This is a genomic window from Streptomyces sp. NPDC057099, from assembly GCF_042671245.1.
GTDB classification, from domain to species: domain Bacteria; phylum Actinomycetota; class Actinomycetes; order Streptomycetales; family Streptomycetaceae; genus Streptomyces; species Streptomyces purpurascens.
The window spans coordinates 255345-278534 of the sequence record NZ_JBHUTX010000008.1; the positions used below are offsets into that span (position 1 = coordinate 255345).

Sequence of the window (23190 nt, forward strand, 5' to 3'; positions counted from 1 at the left end):
CCGCCCGCAGGACACGACGGCGCACGCCCACAAGCCGTCCCACGCGGGCATCCCCCACCGACCGGAAAAGGTGATCTTCTGTGCCTGCTCGACGCGTCGCCGTCATCGGAACCGGCTACGTCGGACTGACAACCGGCGCCTGTCTGGCCTCTCTCGGGCACTCCGTGGTGTGCGCGGACGCCGACCCGCACAAGGTCGAGCGGCTGCGTGAGGCCCGGGTGGACATCCTGGAGCCCGGTCTGCCCGAGACCGTCCGGGAGTCCCTGGACGCGGACCGGCTCGACTTCACGGGCGACACCGCGGCCGCCGTCGCCGAGGCGGACGTGGTGTTCCTGTGCCTGCCCACACCCATGGGGGCGGGCGGCGCGGCCGATCTCGCCGCCGTGGAGGCCGTGGCCGCCCAGATCCGCGACGTGCTGCCGCCCGGCTGTGTCGTCGTCAACAAGTCGACGGTGCCGGTCGGTACGTGTGAGCGCGTGGCCGCGCTGCTCGGCCGGGACGACGTGGCCGTGGTGAGCAACCCGGAGTTCCTGCGCGAGGGCCGCGCCGTCCAGGACTTCCTGCACCCCGACCGGATCGTCATCGGCTCCGCCGACCAGGACGCCGCCCGGCGCGTGGCCGATCTGTACGCCGAATTGGACACGCCACTGGTGCTCACCGACGCCGCCAGCGCCGAACTGACCAAGTACGCGGCGAACTTCTTCCTCGCGATGAAGCTGTCCTTCGCCAACAACCTCGCCACCGTCTGCGAACGCTTCGGCGCCGACATCGACGATGTCACCGAGGGCATAGGCCGGGACCCGCGCATCGGCTCCGCGTTCCTGCGGCCCGGACCCGGCTGGGGCGGTTCCTGTCTGCCCAAGGACACCCACGCCCTGCTGACCGTGTGCGATCTGGCCAGGGTCGACTTCCCCCTGCTGCGCGCCACCATCGAGACCAATGTCGCCCACCAGCGGCAGCTCGTCGACCGGGTCGCCGCCGCGTGCGGACGCGCCGAGGACGGTTCGCTGCACGGCGTACGGCTCGCCCTGTACGGCCTGACCTTCAAGGCCGGCACCTCCGACCTGCGCGACTCCCCCGCGCTCTCCGTCGCCCGGCTGCTGCGCGAGCGGGGCGCCGAACTCACGGCGTACGACCCGGCGTTGCGCGAGGAGCGGCCCGACCTGAGCGATCTGGTCGAGCTGGCCGACGACCCGGTGCGGGCGGCGGAGGGGGCGGCGGCCTGTCTCGTCCTCACCGAGTGGCCGGAGCTGCGTGACCTCGACTGGGCGGCGATCGCCGCGCGCATGGCCGGCCACGAGGTCCACGACTTCCGCAACCTGCTGAACGCGGACCGGCTCGCGCGGGCCGGACTGAGCCTGCAGGGCATCGGACACGCGGAGTCGCCGACGCGGGTGGCGTGACCCCCGGGTAGGGCGGCCCGTACCCCCTGCCCTCTCCTCTGTGTCGCCGAAGAAGAATCCCGAAGAGAAAGGCTCACCCTCCATGCGGGTTCTGTGCACCACGCTCGGCAGTCCCTCCCACGGACGTGCTCAACTGCCGCTGCTGCGCGCCCTCTCCAAGGCCGGGCATCAGGTTCTGGTGGTCACCACCGAAGCCCTCGCCCCCGTCTTCCGTGACGACGACGTTCAAGTGAACGCCGCTCTGCCGGAGTTCGATCCGCTCGCCGCGATGGGACCCTACCTCGCCGAGCTCCAGGAGACCGCCGACCTCACGGAGCCGACGGCCGCGCTGACCCGGCTGCTGATGCGCCATGTGGCCGGGCCGGGAGTCAAGCCGCACCTGGACATCCTGCTCCCCCTCGCCAAGGACTTCCGGCCGGATGTGATCCTGCGGGACGGCATGGACATGGGTGCGGTGCTGACCGCCGAGCTGCTGGGCGTACCGCAGTTGCCGACGCCTTCCGGGTTCAGCAACATCCTGGACCCCGTGGAGGTGCTGCCTCAGCTCAACGAGCGGCGCGAGGAGCTGGGACTGCCCGTGCGGGAAGACCCGCTGTCCCTCGTTCCGCACGGCCGCGTCGACTACGTGCCGTCCGCCTTCTCCTTCGCCCGGCATCTGCACGAGGCGTGGGCCTACCGGCAGACGGTGGACGTCGAACGCGGCGGCGTGCTGCCGGAGTGGCTCGCCCGGCTGCCCACGGACCGGCCGCTGGTGTACGCGGCGATCGGCACCGCCCTGCCGGTGATGCGGGAGCGCGTGGCGGGCCGGGACACGCCTCTGCCCGTGAAGCTGCCGGACCCCACCGAGAGCCTCGATGCGATCCTGGGGGCGGCGGCCGAGCTGGACGACTGCACGGTGGTCGTGTCGACGTCCGGGATCCAGGTGGACACCGAAGGGCTCCCCGGGCACGTCCACGTCGCCGACCGGGTGCCGCAGCCGCTGCTGCTGGAGTCGGTCGACCTGTTCGTCACCCACGGCGGCTTCAACAGCATCCGCGAGGCCATGCGCACCGGCACGCCGCTGGCGGTACTGCCGCACTTCGGCGACCAGCCCGCCAACGCGGACCGGGTGCAGGAACTGGGACTCGGCCGTCACATCACGGACCGCACCGCGGCCGGCATCGCCGAAGCGTGCCGGGGGCTCCTCGCCGATCCCGGGCCCCGGGCGCGGGCCCGGTCGGCCCAGCTGGCGATGCTGACGCTGCCCGAGGTCGATCAGGCGGTCGGTGACCTGGCGAAGATCGCCGGCTAGCCGCCCGGTTCCCCCGGTACGGGCTGCTCCGGAACCCCCGGGGCGGCCCGTACCCGCGAGCCGTACCCGCCCCACTCCAAGGACGACACGTGACCTTCTCCGACACCCAAGAACAGGGCGCGTCCGGGGACATACCCCCGCGGCTCAGTCACCGGCAGATCACCACCGTCATGTCCGGTCTGGTCCTCGGCATGTTCCTGGGGGCGCTGGACCAGACGGTGGTCTCGTCCGCGCTGCGGACCATCGCCGACGATCTGCACGGACTGACGGCCCAGGCGTGGGTGACGACCGCGTATCTCATCACCGCCACCCTCGCGACCCCGCTCTACGGCAAGCTCTCCGACATCCACGGCCGCAGGCCCGTCTACCTCGCCGCGATCGCCCTGTTCACCGTCGGCTCACTGCTGTGCGGATGTGCCACGTCGATCTATGAACTCGCGGCGTTCCGCGCCGTTCAGGGGCTCGGTGGCGGCGGGCTGATGTCACTCGCGATGACGATCATCGCCGACATCACCTCCCCTCGCGAGAGGGGCCGGTACCAGGGCTACTTCATGGCCGTGTTCGGCGGTGCCAGCATCGCCGGACCGCTGGTGGGCGGTGCGTTCGCGGACCGGGCCGAGCTGCTCGGCATCGCCGGCTGGCGCTGGATCTTCCTGATCAACGTGCCGCTCGCCGCCGCGGCCGCGGTGACGATCATGCGTGTGCTGCGCTTCCCGCACCGGCGGGTGCGGCACCGGCTCGACTACGCCGGGGCGCTCTCCCTGGCCGTGGGCATCGTGCCGCTGCTGACCGTCGCCGAGCAGGGCCGTACCTGGGGGTGGGGCTCGCCCCTGGCCCTGTCGATGTACGCGATCGGTGTGGCGGGCCTGGCCGTGTTCCTGGTCGTCGAGCGGCGGTCGGGCGATGCCGCGCTGCTGCCGCCGCGCCTGTTCCGCATCCGGACCTTCCGGCTGGGCGTCGGGCTACATTTCGTCGTCGGCATCGGCATGTTCGGCGCGATGACGACGCTGCCGCTCTACCTGCAGCTCGTGCGCGGGATGAGCCCCATCGCGGCGGGCCTGGCCACCCTGCCCACGGTCGCCGCGAACCTCGCGGTGACGATGCTGACGGGCCGGATGATCGCCCGGACGGGGCGGTTCAAGGTCCATCTCGTCGCCGGTGTCGGCTCGTTCACCGCGGCGATGCTGGTCTTCGCCACGCTACGGGCGGACAGCCCGCTGTGGCACCCGGCGCTCGGCATGGCCCTGATGGGCGCCGGGCTCGGCGCGTCGATGCAGACGCTCACCACGCTCGCGCAGTGCGAGGTGCCCCGTACGGACATGGGCGCGGCGACGGCCTCGGTCAACTTCTTCCGCTCCAACGGCGGCACGGTCGGCACCGCGGCGTTCCTGTCGGTCCTGTTCACCACGGCGGCCGGCAGCATCGCCGACCGGCTGGCCGAGGCCCGCCAGGACCCGGGCTACCGCCGGCTGCTGGCCCAGCCCGACAACGCGCACGCCCTGACGGGAGTGCTCCGCCCCGACGGCGGCGTCGACCTGGAGGACTCCGCGTTCCTGCGCGCCCTCGACCCGAGCGTGACGCTGCCGTTCCTTGAGGGCTACGTCGCATCGATGCGCATCGTGTTCCTCACGGGCGCCGCGGTGTCCCTGGCCGCCTTCGTGATCGCGGCCTGGCGGGTCCCGGACCTCACGCTGTCCGACGAGTAGCCTCCGGCTCGGGGCCGCCCGCTGTCGGACCTCAGCGCCGGGCCAGCGCCAGCACGCTCAGACCGAACATCAGGACGCCCAGAGGGAGATGGACCGACGGCACGTGCGCGATGCCGAGCACTACCTGGGCCGAGGCGAGTACGAGGAAACCCGTGGCGTGCCGGACAGGCCGGGGCGAGCCGCCGCCCGGCTTCCACGCCAGCACGGCCGCGAGGAGGTACAGCATCGACGCCCCGTACGTCACCCGGGCTCCGACATCGTGCAGCATCGCCCCGTAGGACGAGGTCAGCAGCAGTCCGGCCGAGACCGCCTGGAGGAAGATGGTCAGGGTCTGCAGGGCGATCGCGATCCGCAGGAACGAGGAAGTGCGCTGCGCGTTCACCGGCGCCGTCACCTGAGTGGCCATGTCACAGTCCCCTTTTCCCGCCGTCGGGCGGTAGATCGATAAGGTCTCACCAGCCCGACGACGCGGGCCCGCGAAAGGTAAGGCGAGGGGGGCCGAAACCATGGGGACAGTCGGGACCAGAACGGATGAGATAGCCGGCGAGCGACGCCAACTGATCAATGTCGCTTACCGGTTGCTCGGTTCGGTGACCGAGGCGGAGGACGCCGTACAGGACGCCTACGCACGCTGGTACGGGCTGTCACGCAGCCGGCAGGAGGAGATCCTGTCCCCCGGCGCCTGGCTGACGACGGTGACCGGCCGCATCTGCCTGGACCTGCTCGGCTCGGCACGGGCGCGCCGTGAACGCTATGTCGGCGCGTGGCTGCCCGAGCCGCTGCCCGACCGCACCGAGTGGGACCAGGCGGGCGGCGCCGACGCCACCGGCCCCGCGGACCCCGCCGACCAGATCGTCCTGGACGAGTCGGTGACCATGGCCTTCCTCGTCGTCCTGGAGTCGATGACGCCCGCCGAGCGAGTGGCGTTCGTCCTGCACGACGTCTTCCGCTACCCGTTCGCCGAGATCGCCGGTGTGCTCGGCCGTACCCCTGCCGCCTGCAAGCAGCTGGCGGCCTCCGCCCGCCGGCGGGTGAGCGCCGCGCGCGCTCCGGTGCCGACGAACGGCCGGGCCGACGTGGTGAGGCACGTCAAAGAGGCATGGGAGACGAAGGACATCGCGGCCCTCGTCGGACTTCTCGACCCGGCCGCCGTGATGACCGCCGACGGCGGCGGCCTGGTCGGCACCGTCCTGCGCCCGGTCGAGGGCGGCACGCGCATCGCCCAGTACATGGTCGCCATCGCCGACAAGGCTCCCGGGCTCGAACTCCTGGAGCGGTCGGTCAACGGTGTGCCCGGCCTGGTGGCCCAGCGTGCCGGCGTCGTGATGACCGTAGCCGCGTTCGATGTCTCCGACGGACGCGTCACCCGGATCTGGGCGATCCGCAACCCGGAGAAGCTACGGCCGTGGGCACGGGAGGGCTGATTCCACCGCGCCCGAACCTGTCCTCATCCGCTGCCCCGCAGCCTGGGCAGGAGCTGGTCGCCGACTCGGATGGTCTCCTGTTTGTAGGGCGTGTCGGAGAGCACGAAGTGGGTGATGCCGAGCTTGCGGTATGCGTGCAGGGCCGTGGCGACGTCGGTGGCGGAGCCGACCAGCCAGGTGGTTCCCGCTCCGCCACCGCCGAGTCTGCCGGGCGTCGTGTAGAGGCAGGTGTCGAGCACTTCGCCGCGCGCGGCGAGGTCGAGGAGCCGTCGCTGTCCGACGGCGGTGCCGCGGTTGCCCGTCCAGGTCAGCTCGCGCGCCCCGGCCTCCGCCATCGCCGCGGTCTTCTCCTCGGCCGCCCGCCACGCCTCCTCCGTGGTGTCGCGCACCAGCGTGGTGATCCGCAGCCCGAACTCGAGGGGCTTGTGCCGGCGGCCCACCTGCTCGCTCAACGTCTTGAGCCGGTCGATGCGTTCGGCGATCCCGTCGAGGGGCTCGCCCCAGAAGAGCTGCACATCCGCCTCCGCCGCCGACACCCGTTCGGCGGCCTCGGAGGCACCGCCGAAGTAGAGCGTCGGATGCGCCCTCGCGTCGGTGGCGTACGGCCGTGGCGTCACCGTGGATCGCTCGACCTGGAAGTGCTCCCCCGTGTACGTCACGTCCTCCTCGGTCCACAGCCGTCGTACGAGACGCAGGAACTCCTCGGTGCGCGCGTACCGTTGGGCGGGGTCGCCGCGGGTGTCGCCGTACGCGGCCAGGTTGTCGAGTCCGCTGACGATGTTGATGAGGACCCGGCCACGGCTGAGCTGGTCGAGTGTCGCCGCGGCGGTGGCGAAGTGCGCGGGCTGCCAGTAGCCGGGGCGCACGGCTATCAGGGGTTTGAAGGTGGTGGTCCGGGCGGCCAGCGCGGTGGCGACGGTGAAGGTGTCCGGCCGCCCCCACCCGGTCCCGATGAGCGCACCGCCCCAGCCGTGTTCCTCCGCCGTGCGGGCGAGGTCGGTGGAGAACTCGATGGAACCCCAGCCGGTCGTCGTGTCGTCGCCGCGGTGGCCCGGCTCGACGGTGTTGGGGATGTACCAGAGGAATTCGGGGCTCATCCTGTCTCCGATCACGGTCGGCCGGCGCCGGGACGCCGGGTCCGGGCCGGGAGTTCGTCGGCCTTCGCCAGGGACGCCGTACCGGTCGGGACGTGCAGATCCCCGTCCCGCAGCCGGCCGGTCGCCCACACACTGACCAGGCCGGTCAGTGCCAGATAGCCGCAGGCCCACCACGGGCTGCCCGAACCGAGTGCCAGCAGGGCGGTCATGATCAGCGGGGTGATGCCGGACGCGAAGATGCCGGACATCTGGTAGACGAAGGACATGCCCGTGTACCGGACCGGGGTGGCGAAGAGGGCGGCGAACAGGGTGCCCTGGGCGCCGTAGAACCAGGCGTGCACGACCCCGAGCGTCACGACCAGCGCCGCCGCGAAGGCCCAGGTCCCGCCGGTGCCGAAGAGCCAGAACGCCGGGAAGACCGAGACGGAGAACGCGGCCATGCCGGTGACGTAGACCCGGCGGGCCCCGCGCCGGTCGACCGCAGCCCCGGACACCGGTATCAGCACGGCCATCACCAGCGCCGCGGCGGTGACCGCGAGCAGCACCGGCGTACGGTCCAGCTTCAGCGTTCCGGTCGCGTAGGTGATGGCGAAGACGGCCCAGGTGTTGAAGGCGGCCCCCTCGCCCCACCGGGCGAGCATCCCGAGCAGGACGTGCCGACGGGCCCGCGGCGCACGCATCAGCTCCACCAGCGGCGCGGAACGCGGCAGTTCCTGAAGACGGCGTACGGCTCGGAACGCCGGCGTCTCGTCGATCTTCAGCCGCACGGCCAGCCCGACCACCACCAGCACCAGGCTGACGAGGAAGGCGATCCGCCACCCGTAGGCGAGGAACGCCTCGTCGCTGAGCGCGTCGCTCAGCAGCGCGAACACGCCGGTCCCCAGGGCCAGTCCGAGGGCGAGCCCGATCTGCGGGCAGCTGCCGAACCGGCCCTTGCGGCCGTCGGGCCCGTACTCCACCGCGAGCAGCACCGCTCCGGCCCACTCCCCGCCCAGCGCGACGCCCTGCGCGACCCGCAGGACCAGCAGCAGCGCGGGCGCGAGGATGCCGACCTGCTGATATGTGGGCAGCAGACCGATCAGGGCGGTGGAGACGCCCATCAGCCCCATGGTGAAGGCCAGGGTGTGCTTACGGCCGATCCGGTCCCCGATGTGCCCGAAGAGCAGACCGCCCACGGGGCGGGCGACGAAGCCCACGGCGAACGTCGCGAAGGACAGCATCGTGCCGACCGTGCCGTTGGTCGTGGGGAAGAACAGCTTGTCGAAGACGAGCCCGGCGGCCGTGGCATAGAGGAAGAAGTCGTACCACTCAACGGTGGTGCCCAGCAGACTGGCGAGCACCACGGTCCTCAGCCGGGAGGGAGCGGGGGCTTCTTGTTCCGGCTTCTGGGCTTCCGGTGTCTGGGTTGCATGCGCGGACATGTGGCTCCGAGTGGGGTGCGGAGACGGCGTGCGGGCATGCCGACGCGGGGACGTACGTCCAGGGACGCGTCGGAGCACGCAAGGGCGCGTGAAAGTTGGGATGGCCGCAGCCTTGACCGGTGCGCATGCTGCTGTGGGGGACGCGGACGCGCGAAGGCTGACGACCCGGTGGCCCTACGCCGCCGGGGAACTCATGGGCTCTTGGTCGTCAGCCGCGACAGGTCGCGCTGGACTGGCGGCACAGATCAACGTGCAGTCGTCCCACGAGGATGTCGGCGGCAGCGGTCATGCCTGGCATTGTGCGTGAGCAACCCCGCCGAACTCAAGTAGGCAGGTCACGCACTCGTTCCCAGGCCGAGGTTCTCCAGGACGGTGACCAGTCGGCGTCGGGCGTCGGAGGGCAGGCCCCGCAGGGGCAGCGGGAGATTCGGCTCGGCGGCGAGACCCAGCTGCGAGGCGGCCGCCGACATCACCCGCAGGCCGCCGTACTGGCGGATGAACTCCCAAAGGGGCTCCAGCCGCTCGGAGTGAGCCGTGGCGCCGGCCGTGTCGCCGGCCTGGGCGGCCCGGGTGAGGGCGAGGGCGGTGGCGGGGAACAGGCCGCCGGTGACCGAGTACCACGCGTCGCATCCGGCGTTCAGTCCGGTGGCCGCCGTCCAGTCGCCGCTCACACCGATACTGACCGTGTCCGGGAGCAGCGCCCGCAACGCCGCGACGCGCTGTCGCGCGGCCTCCCGGTCGTCGGGCACCGGCGGAATCTTGACCGCGGCCACGTTCGGCAACCCGGCGATACGGCCGTGGAGTTCGTCGGTGAAGTGGACGTGGGTGGTGCGGGGGTTGTCGTACACGCACAGCGGCACCGACAGCTCACCGCTGACGCTCTCGTAGAGGCCGAACACCTCGTCGTCGGTGAGGGACTGATACGTCATCGGGGCGAGCAGGACCGCGGACACGCCCGCCATCTGCGCGTCCTCGGCGACGGCGCGTACCTCCGAGGTGCGCAGGGCCCCGATGCCGGCCATGACCGGGACGCCGTCGGCGGCTTCGACCGCGAGCCTCGCCACGCGGGCGCGCTGCTCGCGGGTGAGGTAGGCGTAGCCGCCGGTGGAGCCGAGGGCGCCGATGGAGTCGACGCCCGCTGCGGCGAGGCGGGAGACGAGGGCGCTGAACGCCCGCTCGTCGATGCCTTCTTCCGTCGTGGGCGTGAGGGGGAAGGCGCTGAGGCCGCGGAACATGGCAGGACTCCTCGGTACGGGTTGGTTCGTCACGTCGTGGGCGGAGGGTTCTCGCGCAGCCAGGCCAGGACCTGCCGGGCGTGCTCGTTCGGCGGGAAGACCGGGTAGAAGGCGTGCTCGATCACACTGTCGCGGACGACGAGTGTCAGCCGCTTGAACAGTCTCGCCCCGTCGGCCTCGAAGGTGGGCAGTCCGAGGGTGTCGGCGAGACCGAGGGCGGGGTCGGAGAGCATGTCGAAGGGCAGGCCGAGCCGCTCCACGACCTCGTTCTGGTAGTCGGTGCCCTGGCTGGACAGCCCGTGGACACGGCCGGCGCCGGCTTCGAGGAGGTCCTGGAAGTGGTCCCGGAAGCCGCATGCCTCGGGGGTGCAGCCGCGGGCGCCGGGGATGGAGTTCCAGCCTTCCGGCAGGTCGGTGCCGGGGCGTCCGGTGAGGGGGTAGATGTAGATCACCGTGCGCCGGGGCCCGAGCGCGTCCAGCCGGACCGCCCGGCCCGCGGTGTTCGGCAGCGCCAGGGGCGGCATTCTCGTGCCGGGCAGGTGGGCGGCGGCACCGTCGTCCTCGGGGACGGGCAGCTCCGCGGGCAGGGTCAGACAGTGCCCACCCGGTGTCCCGGCGGTCTCGGGCGGTGCGGCACCGCTGCCCCGGTGGGCCGCGGCCTGCAGGTTGGTGATCAGCGTCGCGCGGCGGGCGCTCAGTGCCTCGATCCGCTCGGTGAGCTCGTCGATGGCCGCCCGGTAGGCGGCGAGTGAGGCGGGGCAGTCGTCGGCGTACGGGCTCCCGGCGGCCAGGCACTCCAGGAAGGGCCGGGTGCTCTCGACCGGGATGCCAAGCCGGTGCAGGACCCTGATCTCCCGTACGAGACGTACGTCGTCCTCCGCGTAGTCCCGGTAGCCGTTGCCGAGACGCCCGGGCGTGATCAGCCCCAGGGACTCGTAGTACCGCACTGCTTTCGTCGTCACGTCGGCCCGACGTGCGAGCTCACTGATCCTCATCTCGCTCACCTCGCTGCTCGCACGCTAAACCCTGCCCCGGAGGGCAAGGTCAAGCGAGGCCGCTGTCCGGTGCGATGATGAGGGGATTCCACAGTGAGGAGGAACCTCCATGGTTCCGGTGCACGGCGTACGACGCTCCGAGGACTGTGGAGGGTGGGCGGTGGTGGTCCTCACCGGCGAGCTGGACCGGGCGCTGGCCCCGGCGCTGCGTGAAGCCCTGGACGCGCTGATCGTCGAGGACCAGGCACGGATCGTGCTGGATCTGGAGCAGGTGTCGTTCATGGATTCGTCCGGTCTGAGCGTGCTGGTGTACGGGGCGCGGCGGGTCGGAGCGCTCGGCGGGACGCTGCGTCTGGCTGCCCCGGGTGAGCAGGTGCGCCGGCTGCTGGAGCTGACGGGGCTGAGCACGGCCGTCGAGGTCTTCCCGGGCGTTCCTGCGGCGTGCGAGGCCCCGTGCCGGTGACGACCCGCGGAAGAAGCTCGTTGGGGTGGGTGTGGACGAGGCACTGATGTCGGCGCTGTTCGCCTCGGTGGAAGCCGGTGTGTACGCCGTGGACGACAAGCACAGGGTGATCGCCTGCAACCCGTGGGCGGAGCATCTGCTGGGCTACGAGCCGGGCGCCCTGGTCGGGGTCGACGCCCACCGCGCCCTGCACCCGTCGGCCCCGGAGACCGCCGCCGTGCCCGCGCAGCGGCCGATTCCGAAGGATGTCGCGCCGGGCAGGCGGACCGGTGGCCACCGCGCCGTGCTCCGGCGCGCCGACGGCACGCCGCTTCAGGTGTGGTGCACCGCGGCTCCGCTGCCCGCTGAGCTCGGAGGTGGCGAGGGCGCTGTCGTCGTGTTCCACGACGCGACGGCCGAACGGGAGCGGGAGGGCCGCCGCGCCGAGCGGTACGCGCACAGCGAGACGATGCGTGAGCAGGCCGAATACGATCTGGCGGAGGCCACCTGGCTCGGCGAGCTGACACTCGCCATGACCAGCACCCTGGACACCGACGAGGCGCTGCACCGTCTCGTGCGCCAACTGGTGCCCCGCCTCGCGGACACCGCGCTGATCGACCTGGCCGAGGGTCATGGCTACCGCCGCGCGGCCGGCGCCCACCACGTCGCCGGCGTCCTGCCCGCCGCCCTCTCCGACCAGGGCGAGGTGCTGCCGCGGCACCCCGCCCACCACACGGCCGTCAGCCTCGTCATGCAGGGAGGCACCACCCGGCACCTGACGGACCTGACACCCGCGCCGCCCGAGGAAAACGACCTGATGTCGGTGGTGCAGGCCCAGGAGGCCTTCGTCATTCCGCTGCGGCTGCGCGCCACCACCTTCGGGGCACTGACCCTCACCCGCGCACCGGCAGGCCCGCCTTTCGACGCCGCCGACCGCGCCCTGGCGGAGGAGGTGGCCCGTCGCATCAGCCTGGGCCTGGACAACACCCGCCTGCACGCCGCCCAGGCCGATATCGCGACCGCCCTGCAGCGCGCCCTGCTCACCGACCTGCCCGATGTGCCGGGCATCGAACTGGCCGCCCACTACCAGCCGGCCCAGCACACGGCGGAGGTCGGCGGCGACTGGTACGACGCCTTCCTGCTCCACGACGGCGACCTCGTCCTCGTCATCGGGGACGTCACCGGACACGACATCCAGGCCGCCTCCCGCATGAGCGAACTGCGCAATATGCTCCGCACCTTGGTCGTCGACCGCCCCGAGGAGGCACCCGGCCAGATCCTGCGCCGTCTGGACACCGCCCAGGCCCGGCTGACCCTCGCCGACTCCGCCACCGCGATCCTCACCCGCCTGCGCCGGAGCACCAGTGGGGCCTGGCAGGCATCCTGGTCCGTCGCGGGCCACCCCCCACCCCTGCTGATCACCGGCGACGACGTCGGCTACCTCACCGGAGCACGCGCCATGCTCCTGGGACTGCGCCCCACCACCGAGCGCCCCACCACCGACACCGAGTTGCCCGACGACGCGACCCTCCTGCTCTACACCGACGCCCTGGTCGAATCCCGCACCCAGTCCCTCGACGAGGGCATGGCCCGCCTGCGCCGGCACGTCATGACGCATCACCACCTGCCGCTGTCCGAGCTGTGCGCCAAACTCGCCCGGGATCTCGGCGACCCGCGCGACGACATCACCCTCATCGCCGCACGCACTCCCCCGCGAACGCCGACGGGCTGACCACGCGCGACATGCCGCAGCGGCAGCTCGGTCAGGCAGGAACCTCAAAGATGAGTTCGAGGCCGTCTTCCTCGTCCCATTGCTCTCCGACCTCCACGAAGCCGAACCCGGAAATCGTGGCCAGGGAAGCGGTGTTGTCCGGACTGATCGTCGCCCGCACGATCCTGACCCTGGCTTCGGCGGCGGCCCGCCGCACCAACGCGGCCAGAATCGCCCGGGCGTAGCCCTGACGACGGCTTTCGGGGACCACCGAGTAACCGAGTTCCACCATGCCCGCGTCGTCCGGCGGCCCATGGAACCCGGCATACCCCACGACGACGCCCTCCGGCTCGGCTACCACGATCTGCGTGAGCCACCCCGCGCAACCCGGGTCCGAGGCCAGCTGGTTGACGCGATACCGCCACACCCACTTCGCCCGGTCGGTGACGAAGTACTCGGGGAGAGCGACACCCGCCTCGGTACTTGCCCGATCCAGGTCGTCCTTCAGCAACGCGCTCATGGCCGTACCCGACAGCTCGACAAATCGCACGGACTTCGTGCTCGTGGGGACTGAGGTCCGGCGTTCGGCTTTGTCTGTCACAGCACGAATGGTCATGGACAGCCCAGGACATGTCCAACTGTTTTCCCCTGCGCGGTGTGCGCCGTGTCACGCATGGCAAAAACCACCTAAGTTGCCCAGGTCACAGCGCAAATGTCCCTTTAGCGTCCATTCTCGATGCGGACGCAGAAGCACGAAGTAGAGCGCGCCGCCATGGACTTGGATGCGCCGTGCCCAAGTGATCCATGACACAGCCTTCGTGATGTTCTGCCTCGTTCCCCCGAGAAAGGTGCCAACCATGGCCGCATACCTGTGCCCGCCTGCCGTGATCCACGGCGAGCACACCGTGAAGACCAGCCAGATCGTGGCGGAAGTGCGCGACCGGCACCCGCACGCGCCGTGGGCGCCGCGGATCGACAGCATCGCGGCCAGCACGGGCATCGCATCCCGCGGGTGGATGCTGCCGCTGGAGACCGCCGTCGCCCCGGGCAACGGGAGCGCCCTGCCCGCTGCCGGCATAGGCCCGGCCCGGGAGGCCCTGGCCGGTGACGGGTTCACCGAACAGGACGTGGACCGGGTGATCGCCGCCCTGGAGGCGATACCCGCGCCGCAGACCGTCCAGGAGCGCACCGCGCCGGCCTGGGCTGCCGTGCGGTCCGGCGGGGAGCGCGCGGCACGCGGGGCCCTGCAGATCGCCGGGCTGGACGCCTCCGACGTCGACTGCCTGATCACCAGCCACTCCACCACCCCGGCGCTGCCGGGGCTGGACGTCGCCCTGGCCAACGAGCTCCCGCTCCGGGGCGACGTCATGCTGCTGCCGGCCACGCAGTGGGCCTGCGTCGCCGGGACCCGCTCCCTGGCGCTGGCGGCGGACCTCGTGGCCGCGGACCCCGACCGGGTGGTCCTGGTCGTGATCGCGGAGGCGCTGAGCACGACCTACCAGCCCGCGGACGACACTCTGGAGTCCTTGATCGTCCGGTTGCTGTTCGCGGACACCGCGGTCGCCGCGGTGGTCACCGGCCGTCCGAGGCCCGAGTCGGTGCTGCGCCTTGACGCCGCCTGGCACCACACCCTGCCCGGCACCCAGGACCTGCACCGCCTGGAGACACGGGAGGACGGCACCCACTTCGTGATGGACCGGCGCGGGCCGCGCGCCGTACAGGAGACGGTCACCGCGATGTGGGAGTGGCTGCGCGTCCGCTACCAGGACGACCCCGACTCCTGGCACCCCGACGTTCTGCTCGCGCACCCCGGCGGGACGCGCGTGCTGGAGTACATGGAGCAGACGATGCCCGACGGGTGGCCGTCGGGGCTGCTGGACTACAGCCGGGACAGCTACACCAGCGGAAACCGCGGAGGTGCCGCCGTGTTCGACATCCTGCGCAGGGCGCACGACGCCGGGCAGGAACCGGGCAGTCGCGCCGTCCTGTACGCGGCGGCCCCGGGCCTGACGGCCACCGCGCTGCAAGGGGAGTGGCTGTAGCGCGGCGAGCTCGCGCCACACGCGTACCGCCCCTCCTGCCCCGTACCGCCACCGGCGGCCGCGTCACCTCGCGACCGACGCCCAGACCACCTTGCCGGTGTCCGTCCACCGCACCCCCCACCGGGTGGTGAGTCCGTGCACGACGTGCAGGCCGCGACCACCGTCGTCGAGGAGCCCGCCCCGGCCCAGCCGGGGCCTGCCGTTGCCGGTGTCACCCACCTCGCACAGCAGCCCGTGACCGGCCCTGATCAGCCGTATCGTGATGGGTCCGTCGGCGAAGCGGACCGCGTTGTCGACCAGCTCGCTCACCACCAGCAGCACACTGTCCCGGGTGTCGGCTCTGACGCGCCATCGCACCAGCAGCGCGGAGACCAGCGTGCGGGCCCGGGCGGCCGCGTCACCGCGGGCGGGCAGCCGCCAGGTCGCGGTGTCGCCCTTGCGGTAGCCGATCATGCGCGCGAGGAGCAGGGTCACGTCGTCGCGCCGCCGCACGGGCGCCAGATCGGAGACCACGCGCCGCGCGGCCTGCTGCAGGGCATCCCAGGGGTGCACCGTGGACACGGCGTCCGCCAGCCTGTCGATGCCCTCGTCGATCGAGAGGGCGGGATCCTCCACCAGGCCGTCGGTGTAGAGGGCGAGCAGCGAGCCCGGGGGTACGGCGAACGCGTGCACCCCGAACGGCTCCCGCAGCGCGAACTCGGCGCCCAGCCCGGGGTGAGGGCTGACCGCGACCGGGCCGGCGGGGCCCTCCGGGGGCACCAGGACCGGAGGGAGGTGGCCGGCGCTGGACAGCGCCACGCGATGGCTGACCGGGTCGTAGACGGCTATGCAGCAGGTCGACCCGAGGGCGCTGTATCCGGCAGCCAGCCCGGACTCCGTGTCGTCCAGCAGCGTCACGGTCTCGTCCAGGTGCTCCAGCACCTCGTTGGGCGCCAGCCCCGCGGACAGCAGCGCGCGGGCCTCCATGCTCAGCTGCCCCATGGTCGCCGCGGCCCCCAGTCCGTGCCCTACGACGTCGCCGACCACCAGCGCCGTACGGCCGTCCGGCAGCGGAAAGCTGTTCACCCAGTCACCGCCGACGCCCGCGCTGTCGGGGGTGGCGGGCTGGTAGACGCTGGCGGTCTCGATGGTGTCGCCGCCGGACCGCGGCAGCAGTCGGCGCTGCAACGCCAGCACCTGGGTGTGCTCGCGCTGGTGCTGACGGGCCAGGTCGACGTGGTGGGAGGTCCTGGCCACCAGCTCCTGGAGGTCGAGCAGCTCGCTGTCGTGGAAGGGGCGGTCCTCCCGCCGCCAGACCTCCGCCACACCCAGAACGACGGGCGGCGCGCCGTCCAGAACCAGCGGTATGTACGCCACACCCGCCGCCCGGTCACCGGGCACCAGGGCACGTACCAGCCGCGGACTGCCGAGGACCCGCTCGATGGCCGCCCGGTCGGACAGGACGATGGCCTGCGCGGCGTCGTCACGCCGTATCGCCTGCGACAGCAGGCGACTCGCATCGCCGGGAAGATCGTCGCCCGGAGTCACGTAGCCGTCGGGCCACACCCGGTCCGGCACCAGGGCCGCCCGCCGCAGCCGGATGCGCCGCTGCGGCTGCTCGGTGACCACCTCGCCCGTCCACACGGCGAGGTCGAGGTCGATGGCGGCCACGTCTCCCCAGGCCAGCAGTGACTCCGCCAGCGACTGGGCGGTCTCGCCGATGTCCAGCGAGGTGCCGATCGCGGTCTCGGCGGCGTACAGGTGCAGCCTCCTGGCCATGGCGATCAGGGAGACGGTCAGGCCCTCCTGAGGCGCCGCGGCGGCCAGGATGCTCATCGAGACCACCAGCTCCGACCCGTCACCGCGCCGCAGGCGCTGGACCCGGGCGACATGCGGCTCACCGGTCTCGAGGACCTGCCGCAACCGCCGGGTGACCGTCGGTACGTCCCAGGGCGGCAGAAGATCGACGAAGGAGCCCCCGGTCACGGCCTCCACCCCCGCGAAGACGGGGGCGTCCAGATTGCAGCGGGTGATCCTGAGATCCCGGTCCAGGTTGACCGCACCGAGGATCTGCTCCTGCCGGCCGGGGGTCGGATCGGCGTGCACGCGCCGGCGGGCGGCACTGTCGCCCTGCGGGTCGGCAGAACCGGCGGCCGCTGCCGTCCCGCCGCGTGGCATGTACCGCCCCAAGGCGCCGCTGACCATGTCGAACGGCGACGCGGACGAGGGGGAGGGGGTGGAGTCCATGCGGCTCTCTCAGCTCGCTCGCCAACCCCGGCACAGCGCCGGGGCCGTACCAGAACCCGGGCGACAGGGCCCCGAGATTCCTGACCGCACACCTCATTCAATAACACCCGGCGCCGCTTCGCCTACGCCGGCGGATCGCACCGTGAGCGGAAAGCGAGGGAAGGCGACGTTCGGTGACGAACAAGGACCTCGGCGAAGCACGCTCCGCGCCCGCGGCGCCGCCGGACACCACGGGCCCTACGCGAGAGACGGGCCGGTCGTGCGGTCCGCCGTGACTAGGAGCTGTCCGGGCGATCATGTGACCGCCCCGTGCTCGGATCGTTGTTGTGGGCATGGGGCGGGGCGATCTGACGGATGCCGAGTGGGAACAGTTGCGGCCGTTCCTCCTGCACCGGGTGCGGACCGGGGTGCAGTGGCGGGATCTTCCCGAGCGCTTCGGCCCATGGAAGACCGTGTATGAACGCCACAGGCTGTGGTCGGCCGACGGCACGTGGGAGCGTCTGCTGCAGCAGGTCCAGGCCGCCGCCGACGCCGCGGGCGAGATCGACTGGGACATCTCGGTGGACTCCACCATCGTGCGGGCCCATCAGCACACGGCCGGTGCCCGGACGGGACCCCCGCCCGCGTCAAAGGGGGCCGAAGCGGCAGAACACCAGGGCGAAACGCCGTGGCAGAGCCTGCTCGCCCGGCTGGTGGAGGTGGTGCAGGAGGTGAGGGCCTGGGCCGCTCGCGGGGCGGGTTCACCAGCAAACTCGACCTGAGCGCGGACGGCCGCTGCCGCCCGCTGTCCCTGGTCGTCACCGGCGGACAGCGGGCGGACTGCACCCAGTTCCAGACGGTGCTGACGAAGATCCGTGTTCCGCGGGGCGGTCCGGGCCGGCCGCGCACGAAACCCGACAGCCTCGCGGCCGACAAGGTGCTTTATGCGCGCACGGGGCTGGTCGGATTCCATGCCGACTTGGCCACGTCCGGACTCGGCGGACACTGGCAGACCACGCCCGCAGCACTCCAAGCTGCGCTTGAGAAACTCTACTCGAGGCTGCTGACCGGTACGGAACCGATCGGTGCGCTGCCAACCACACCGTGATGGGAGTGCTGGCGTGCCGGTCGCGCCGAAGGCCGACTGATCGGCGGGGTGATCAATCGCATCGTGCTGACACAGGCGCCGCCCTACGCGCTGCCGGTCGAATGGTTCGACGGCGCGGTGCTGTTCTGGGGGGGGGAGACGGGTGGCCAGGCATCGCATGTGTGGAGCTATCTGCAGGTGCTGGGGCACTGCGGCATCCTCGATCGAATAGCCGGCATGGTCGTGGGCGTTCCGTACGCGATCGACGGACTCGGCTCGCCCGACGAGTCCCCGAACCTGCAGGAGATCGTCCTCGATGACCTGGGCAACCGTGACATCCCGGTCCTGGGCAACGTCGAGTTCGGGCATGCCGGCCCGAATCTGCCTATGCCGGTCGGCATCCGCGTCGCCCTCGACGCGCAGCAGCGGAGTTTGTCGCTGCTCGAACCGGCAGTACGTCCGCTCACAGTGACCGGACCGGGCTGCTGAGCAACATGGATCAGTGAGTTCGGGGTCTGTACGTATCGAGGCGTTCTCCGGCGTGGCCGCGGACTTCCACACATCCGCTCGACATGGAACGGAAGCTCGAAGCCGGCGGGTGGAGCGGGCCCACTCGACATCCGGGAGCCGAGCGACGTGTCGACCAGCGGCGTCCGCATCATCCGCCGTGGGGACTCTGTCGCGGGGCCGGGATCTCCCCGTGCCAGGAGCAGGCTTCCCGTCCCTTGGCCGGTGCGGGAGCGCTGAGCACCGCTCCCGAGGCCGGTGTCGGGTCCTTGAGCCCGTGCTGGGCCGTGGTGATCAGGATGCGGAAGTCCGAAGGGTGCAGGCACACGGAGGTGGGTTGCGGAGCGGGCACCGTAAGGGTGTGGAGCAGACGGCCGGTGGGATCGTAGCGGCGGACCGTGCCGCCGCCCCACATCGCGACCCACAGGCAGTCTTCGTCGTCGACGGTCATGCCGTCGGGGCTGCCCTCATCGCTGCGGAAGCGGACGAGGGTCTCCGGGCCGGTGAGGTCACCCGTCGCAGGGTCGACATGGCAGCGGTGGATGATTCCGGCGGCACTGTCCGCGAGGTACAAGGTCCTGCCGTCGGCCGTGAACGCCGGGCCGTTGACGATGGTCAGGCCGTCCAGCACCCGGACGACCGTACCGTCGTGATCCGTGCGGTACAGCGAACCCGCGCCGGGGGTACCGTCGTAGGCCATGCTGCCGGCCCAGAAGCGGCCGGCGGGATCCGCGACGCCGTCGTTCATCCGGCTGGGTACCGGGGTGCGGTCCTCGGGACGGTCCAGCCATTCCACCACGCCGTCGGCGGTGAGCAGCGCGATGCCGGTGCCCGCGGCGGCGATCCATGCGTCCGGCCGGTGGCGTACCGGGGCGACCGCGCCGAGGGGCACGTCCAGCCGGGCCAGTTGGCGCGGTACCTGGCCCGCTCCGTCACGCAGTTCGAAGAGCCGACCGCTCAGAATGTCCACGTACACGTACCGGTCGCCGACCCGGCGTCCCCCTTCGGCGAGTTCGTAACCGCCCTGGACGGTGACCGTCGTCGTCGGTTCTGCGGCAGCTGCCACGGTCGGTCTCCTCCGTCAGCGGATGGTGGTGCCGTCGGGCTGCTCGAGCAGGGCGAGTTCGTCCTGTGTCGGCAGGCCTTCCCAGTCACCTCGGGTGGCGACGGCGAAGGCCGCGGTGGTGACGGCCCTGTGCAGGCGGGCCGGGACGGTGGCACCTTCGAGATGTCCCGACAGATATCCGGCCACGAACGCGTCCCCCGCGCCGACCAGGTCGACGGCGTTGACCTGCCGAGCCGCGCGGTCAGCCGTCTCATGGGCGGTGAAGGCGGTCGCTCCGCGCGCGCCGCGCTTGATGACCACCTCGGTGACGCCTTCGGCCAAGAGGCTGCGCACACCCTCGGATTCGTCCGCGGCGGGTTGCTCCAGTGCCAGCGACAGTTCGTCCTCGGAGGCGATGAGCAGGTCGGTGCGGGCCACGAGTGGCCTCAGGGCCGTACGGGCGCGGTCAGCGGTCCACAGCCGCGACCGGTAGTTGACGTCGAGGCATACCGTGATGCCCACGTCACGGGCTGCCGTGGCGGCAGCGACCGCGGCCTCGGCGGCCGACGGGCTGAGCGCGGGCGTGATGCCGGTCAGATGCAGGACACGGGTACCGGGGGTCAGCGTGGGCAACACATCGGCCGGTGACACGGCCGACCCCGCGGAGCCGGCACGGTAGTAGCTGACGCGGGTCAAGGTGCCCAGGCGGGGTTCGGTCAGCAGCAGTCCCGTGGGCCGGCCGCTGTCGTCGGTCACCGCGTGACCGACGTCGATGTTCTCGGCCCGGAGTGTGCGCAGCACCAGTGCGCCGAGTTCGTCGGCGCCGACCCGGCCGGCCCAGCGCACCCGGTGTCCGAGCCGGGCGAGGCCGATGGCGACGTTGGATTCGGCTCCCGCGATGGACAGTCCGAGACTGCCGCCCAGCCGCAGTGCGCCGCCGGCTCGTAGCGCGGCCATCGTCTCGCCGAAGGTCACCACGTCCGGCGCGGCCGATGCCGTCACGCCGCCTCCCCCGCGACCACCTTGCGGAACTCGGCCGCACGGACACGGAGTTGACCTAGGTCGCCGCCGTCCGCCGCGTCCCCGACGAGCGGTGAGCCGACGCCCACGGCGAGGGCGCCCCGGCCCAGGTACGCACGGGCGGCCGACGCGTCCACTCCCCCGACGGGGACGAAGGGCACCTCGGGGAACGGGTCGCGCAGGGCCCGCAGATAGCCCGGTCCGCCGAGGGAGCCGGGGAAGAGTTTGATCGCGTCGGCTCCCCGCGCGAGGGCGGCCTCGATCTCGCTCGGTGTCAGGGCACCCATCAGCACGGGTACGTCACTGACATCGCTCGATCCCAGGCCGTCGACGAGTGCCGGCGTGACGAGATACGACGCGCCGGCGTCCACGGCGCGTACGGCGTCGGCGACCGTGCGCACGGTTCCGGCGCCGATCAGTGCGTTCGGACCGAGTCGGGCGCGCGCCTGCTCGATCACCGCCAATGCGTCGGTGGTGGTCAGCGAGACCTCGACGGCCTCGATGCCCTCCTCGGCGAGGGTGAGCACAGCGCCCAGGGCGGCGAGGGGGTCGTCGCCTCGGACGATCGCCAGCAGGCGGTGTGCTCGGAGTGATTCCACGAGATTCACGGTGTGCGGCTCTCCTGTGGTGCGAGGTTCGGGGCGGTCTGAGAGTGGGTCACCATTCGGTGAACGCCCCGTCGGCGCCCCGCCATACGGGGTTGCGCCAGCGGTGTCCGGTCTCGGCGGCGCGGCGTACGGCCTTCTCGTCGATCTCGACGCCGAGCCCGGGGCGGGACCCCCGGGCGGCGTAGCCGTCCTCGAAGCGGAAGGGCTCGGGGTCCATCACGTACTCCAGCAGGTCACACTGCTGGTTGTAGTGGATGCCCATGCTCTGTTCCTGGATGAGGAAGTTCGGCACGGAGAAGGCGATCTGCAGGCTGGCCGCCAGGGCGATGGGGCCGAGGGGGCAGTGGGGAGCCATGGCGACGTCGTGCGTCTCGGCCATGGCCGCGATGCGGCGGACCTCGGAGATGCCGCCGGCGTGCGACAGGTCGGGCTGGGCGACGGCGATGCCGCTGGCCAGTACCTCGCGGAAGTCCCAGCGGGAGTAGAGGCGTTCGCCGGTCGCGAGCGGGATGTTCGTGGACTCGACCAGGCTGCGCAGGTGGCCCGAGTGCTCCGGCAGGACGGGCTCCTCGACGAACAGCGGGTGCAGTGGTTCGAGGAGCGGCAGCAGGCGGCGTGACATGGCGGTGGAGACACGTCCGTGGAAGTCGACGGCGATGTCCCGCTCGTCGCCGAGCACCTCGCGGACGGCCGCGACGCGTTCGACGACCTCGGCGGTGCGGGCCGGGGTGTCGATCGGGGCGAGTTCGGCCGAGGCGTTCATCTTCACGGCGGTGAAACCCGCCTTCATCTGCTCCTCGGCGAGCTCCGCCACGTCGCTCGGCCGGTCGCCGCCGATCCAGGCGTACATCCGGACGCGGTCGCGCACCGGGCCGCCGAGGAGGCGGTGCACGGGGGCGCCGTACGTCTTGCCGGCGATGTCCCACAGTGCCTGGTCGATGCCGGCGACGGCACTGGAGAGGATGGGGCCGCCGCGGTAGAAGCCGCCCTTGGTGAGGACCTGCCAGTGGTCCTCGATGCGCAGCGGGTCGCGGCCGACGAGGTAGTCGGCCAGTTCGTGGACGGCGGCGCGCACGGTGTCGGCGCGTCCCTCGACCACGGGCTCGCCCCAGCCGGTGATGCCCTCGTCGGTGGCGATACGCAGGAACAGCCAGCGCGGAGCCACCAGGAACGTCTCAAGTCCGGTTATCTTCAAGGAGTTTCCTCCGGCATCGTGTCGGTCGCGGCGTCGTCGAATTCGTCCTGCGACTGCACGGCCGCCAGGTCCTGGGACGCCTGCGCGAGGAGTGATCCGACGGCGGCCACGGCGGCGTCCGGGTCGCCCGCCTCGACCGCGTCCAGCAGTTCCCGGTGCACCGGGATGGAGTCGGAGAAGTGCCGGGCGCCGTGCACGATCCGGTCGCGGACCCGCAGCCCGGCCTCGATGACGACCTCCATCCGGCTCAGCAGTTCGTTGTGGGCGGCGTCCAGCAGCGCACGATGGAAGGCCAGGTCCGCCTCGACCATGGCCTCCGCGTCCGTCCCCGCCGCAGCCATCGCGTCCAGCGCCTGCCGCATCGCGTCCAGGTCGGACGGTGTGCGGCGGGACGCGGCGAGCCGGGCTCCGGCGGGCTCCACTATCGCGCGGACCTCGGCGAGGTCCTCCAGGAAACCGTCGGTCGGAGCGCTGCTGCCCTGCCAGCGCAGCAGGTCGCTGTCCAGCAGGTTCCAGTCGGCCCGGGGCCGGATGGTCGTGCCGCGCTTCTGCTTCGATTCGAGCAGCCCCTTGGACGCCAGCACCCGCATCGCCTCGCGCACCACTGTCTTACTGACGCCGAGTTCGGCTTCGAGCTTGACCGGGTCCACCACGGAACCCGGGGGGTAGTCGCCGCGGATGATGCGCCGCCCCAGCTCCTCCACCGCCTGGCCATGCAGCCCCTTACCGGGAAGGGTCACCACGTTCTCCGTTTCC

Annotated in this window: 21 protein-coding genes and 1 pseudogene; 9 read left to right on the top strand and 13 right to left on the bottom strand. The window is 71.7% G+C overall.

What is annotated here, in order from left to right:
* Positions 1–80: 80 nt before the first annotated feature.
* The 3 genes from ACFT4A_RS14655 (at position 81) to ACFT4A_RS14665 (ending at position 4400) form a co-directional block, all read left to right on the top strand.
* A complete protein-coding gene (locus ACFT4A_RS14655; RefSeq protein ID WP_382829666.1) occupies positions 81–1403 on the top strand; it encodes a UDP-glucose dehydrogenase family protein in 1323 nt (440 codons plus the stop codon).
* A gap of 82 nt (positions 1404–1485) precedes the next feature.
* Positions 1486–2694: a glycosyltransferase gene (locus tag ACFT4A_RS14660; RefSeq protein WP_382829668.1), complete on the top strand. Its 1209-nt coding sequence runs from the start codon at positions 1486–1488 to the stop codon at positions 2692–2694.
* Between the two features lie 89 nt (positions 2695–2783).
* Positions 2784–4400, top strand: a complete 1617-nt coding sequence (locus tag ACFT4A_RS14665; RefSeq protein WP_382829670.1) for an MDR family MFS transporter — start codon at positions 2784–2786, stop codon at positions 4398–4400.
* A gap of 31 nt (positions 4401–4431) precedes the next feature.
* Here ACFT4A_RS14665 and ACFT4A_RS14670 read toward each other — a convergent pair whose 3' ends face one another.
* Complete coding sequence (locus tag ACFT4A_RS14670; protein ID WP_382829672.1) at positions 4432–4806, bottom strand: hypothetical protein; 375 nt, start codon at positions 4804–4806, stop codon at positions 4432–4434.
* Between the two features lie 100 nt (positions 4807–4906).
* On the opposite strand from ACFT4A_RS14670, the gene sigJ reads away from it, so the two are divergent.
* The gene (gene sigJ, locus ACFT4A_RS14675) at positions 4907–5824 is read left to right on the top strand and encodes an RNA polymerase sigma factor SigJ (protein ID WP_382829675.1); all 918 of its coding nucleotides are present in this window, start codon (positions 4907–4909) and stop codon (positions 5822–5824) included.
* 23 nt (positions 5825–5847) lie between these two features.
* On the opposite strand, the gene ACFT4A_RS14680 is transcribed toward sigJ, so the two are convergent.
* The 5 genes from ACFT4A_RS14680 to ACFT4A_RS14700 form a co-directional block, all read right to left on the bottom strand.
* Positions 5848–6921 carry an LLM class flavin-dependent oxidoreductase gene (locus ACFT4A_RS14680; RefSeq protein WP_382829678.1) on the bottom strand — a complete coding sequence of 358 codons (1074 nt, stop codon included), beginning with the start codon at positions 6919–6921 and terminating at the stop codon, positions 5848–5850.
* 11 nt (positions 6922–6932) lie between these two features.
* Complete coding sequence (locus tag ACFT4A_RS14685; protein ID WP_382829682.1) at positions 6933–8342, bottom strand: MFS transporter; 1410 nt, start codon at positions 8340–8342, stop codon at positions 6933–6935.
* Between the two features lie 208 nt (positions 8343–8550).
* Positions 8551–8640 (bottom strand): putative leader peptide, encoded by a 90-nt coding sequence (locus ACFT4A_RS14690; protein ID WP_106434236.1) that lies wholly within the window; start codon positions 8638–8640, stop codon positions 8551–8553.
* A 37-nt stretch (positions 8641–8677) separates the two neighbouring features.
* Positions 8678–9577, bottom strand: a complete 900-nt coding sequence (locus tag ACFT4A_RS14695; protein ID WP_382829685.1) for a dihydrodipicolinate synthase family protein — start codon at positions 9575–9577, stop codon at positions 8678–8680.
* A gap of 29 nt (positions 9578–9606) precedes the next feature.
* The gene (locus tag ACFT4A_RS14700) at positions 9607–10572 is read right to left on the bottom strand and encodes a MerR family transcriptional regulator (protein WP_382829687.1); all 966 of its coding nucleotides are present in this window, start codon (positions 10570–10572) and stop codon (positions 9607–9609) included.
* Positions 10573–10681: 109 nt separating this feature from the next.
* Here ACFT4A_RS14700 and ACFT4A_RS14705 point away from each other — a divergent pair, with 109 nt between their 5' ends.
* Positions 10682–11035: an STAS domain-containing protein gene (locus ACFT4A_RS14705; protein WP_382829689.1), complete on the top strand. Its 354-nt coding sequence runs from the start codon at positions 10682–10684 to the stop codon at positions 11033–11035.
* 25 nt (positions 11036–11060) lie between these two features.
* Positions 11061–12746 carry a SpoIIE family protein phosphatase gene (locus ACFT4A_RS14710; RefSeq protein ID WP_382829691.1) on the top strand — a complete coding sequence of 562 codons (1686 nt, stop codon included), beginning with the start codon at positions 11061–11063 and terminating at the stop codon, positions 12744–12746.
* 31 nt (positions 12747–12777) lie between these two features.
* Here ACFT4A_RS14710 and ACFT4A_RS14715 read toward each other — a convergent pair whose 3' ends face one another.
* The gene (locus tag ACFT4A_RS14715) at positions 12778–13245 is read right to left on the bottom strand and encodes a GNAT family N-acetyltransferase (RefSeq protein ID WP_382829693.1); all 468 of its coding nucleotides are present in this window, start codon (positions 13243–13245) and stop codon (positions 12778–12780) included.
* 337 nt (positions 13246–13582) lie between these two features.
* Here ACFT4A_RS14715 and ACFT4A_RS14720 point away from each other — a divergent pair, with 337 nt between their 5' ends.
* Positions 13583–14767: a type III polyketide synthase gene (locus tag ACFT4A_RS14720; protein WP_382829695.1), complete on the top strand. Its 1185-nt coding sequence runs from the start codon at positions 13583–13585 to the stop codon at positions 14765–14767.
* A gap of 63 nt (positions 14768–14830) precedes the next feature.
* Here ACFT4A_RS14720 and ACFT4A_RS14725 read toward each other — a convergent pair whose 3' ends face one another.
* Positions 14831–16993 (bottom strand): SpoIIE family protein phosphatase, encoded by a 2163-nt coding sequence (locus ACFT4A_RS14725; protein ID WP_382829698.1) that lies wholly within the window; start codon positions 16991–16993, stop codon positions 14831–14833.
* Between the two features lie 332 nt (positions 16994–17325).
* On the opposite strand from ACFT4A_RS14725, the pseudogene ACFT4A_RS14730 reads away from it, so the two are divergent.
* Positions 17326–17924: pseudogene (locus tag ACFT4A_RS14730) on the top strand (IS5 family transposase); the annotation flags it as partial.
* Between the two features lie 195 nt (positions 17925–18119).
* On the top strand, positions 18120–18548 hold the full coding sequence (locus ACFT4A_RS14735; RefSeq protein ID WP_382829747.1) for a hypothetical protein: 429 nt from the start codon (positions 18120–18122) through the stop codon (positions 18546–18548).
* 169 nt (positions 18549–18717) lie between these two features.
* Here ACFT4A_RS14735 and ACFT4A_RS14740 read toward each other — a convergent pair whose 3' ends face one another.
* The 5 genes from ACFT4A_RS14740 to ACFT4A_RS14760 are packed head-to-tail and all read right to left on the bottom strand — an operon-like array spanning position 18718 to position 23177.
* A complete protein-coding gene (locus ACFT4A_RS14740; RefSeq protein ID WP_382829700.1) occupies positions 18718–19632 on the bottom strand; it encodes an SMP-30/gluconolactonase/LRE family protein in 915 nt (304 codons plus the stop codon).
* A gap of 15 nt (positions 19633–19647) precedes the next feature.
* Complete coding sequence (locus ACFT4A_RS14745; RefSeq protein ID WP_382829750.1) at positions 19648–20568, bottom strand: sugar kinase; 921 nt, start codon at positions 20566–20568, stop codon at positions 19648–19650.
* A 41-nt stretch (positions 20569–20609) separates the two neighbouring features.
* Positions 20610–21239 carry a bifunctional 4-hydroxy-2-oxoglutarate aldolase/2-dehydro-3-deoxy-phosphogluconate aldolase gene (locus ACFT4A_RS14750; protein ID WP_382829703.1) on the bottom strand — a complete coding sequence of 210 codons (630 nt, stop codon included), beginning with the start codon at positions 21237–21239 and terminating at the stop codon, positions 20610–20612.
* A gap of 49 nt (positions 21240–21288) precedes the next feature.
* The gene (dgoD, locus tag ACFT4A_RS14755; RefSeq protein WP_382829706.1) at positions 21289–22434 is read right to left on the bottom strand and encodes a galactonate dehydratase; all 1146 of its coding nucleotides are present in this window, start codon (positions 22432–22434) and stop codon (positions 21289–21291) included.
* Complete coding sequence (locus ACFT4A_RS14760; protein WP_382829708.1) at positions 22431–23177, bottom strand: FadR/GntR family transcriptional regulator; 747 nt, start codon at positions 23175–23177, stop codon at positions 22431–22433. Before ACFT4A_RS14760 ends, dgoD begins: the two co-directional genes overlap by 4 nt.
* Between the last annotated feature and the right edge of the window lie 13 nt (positions 23178–23190).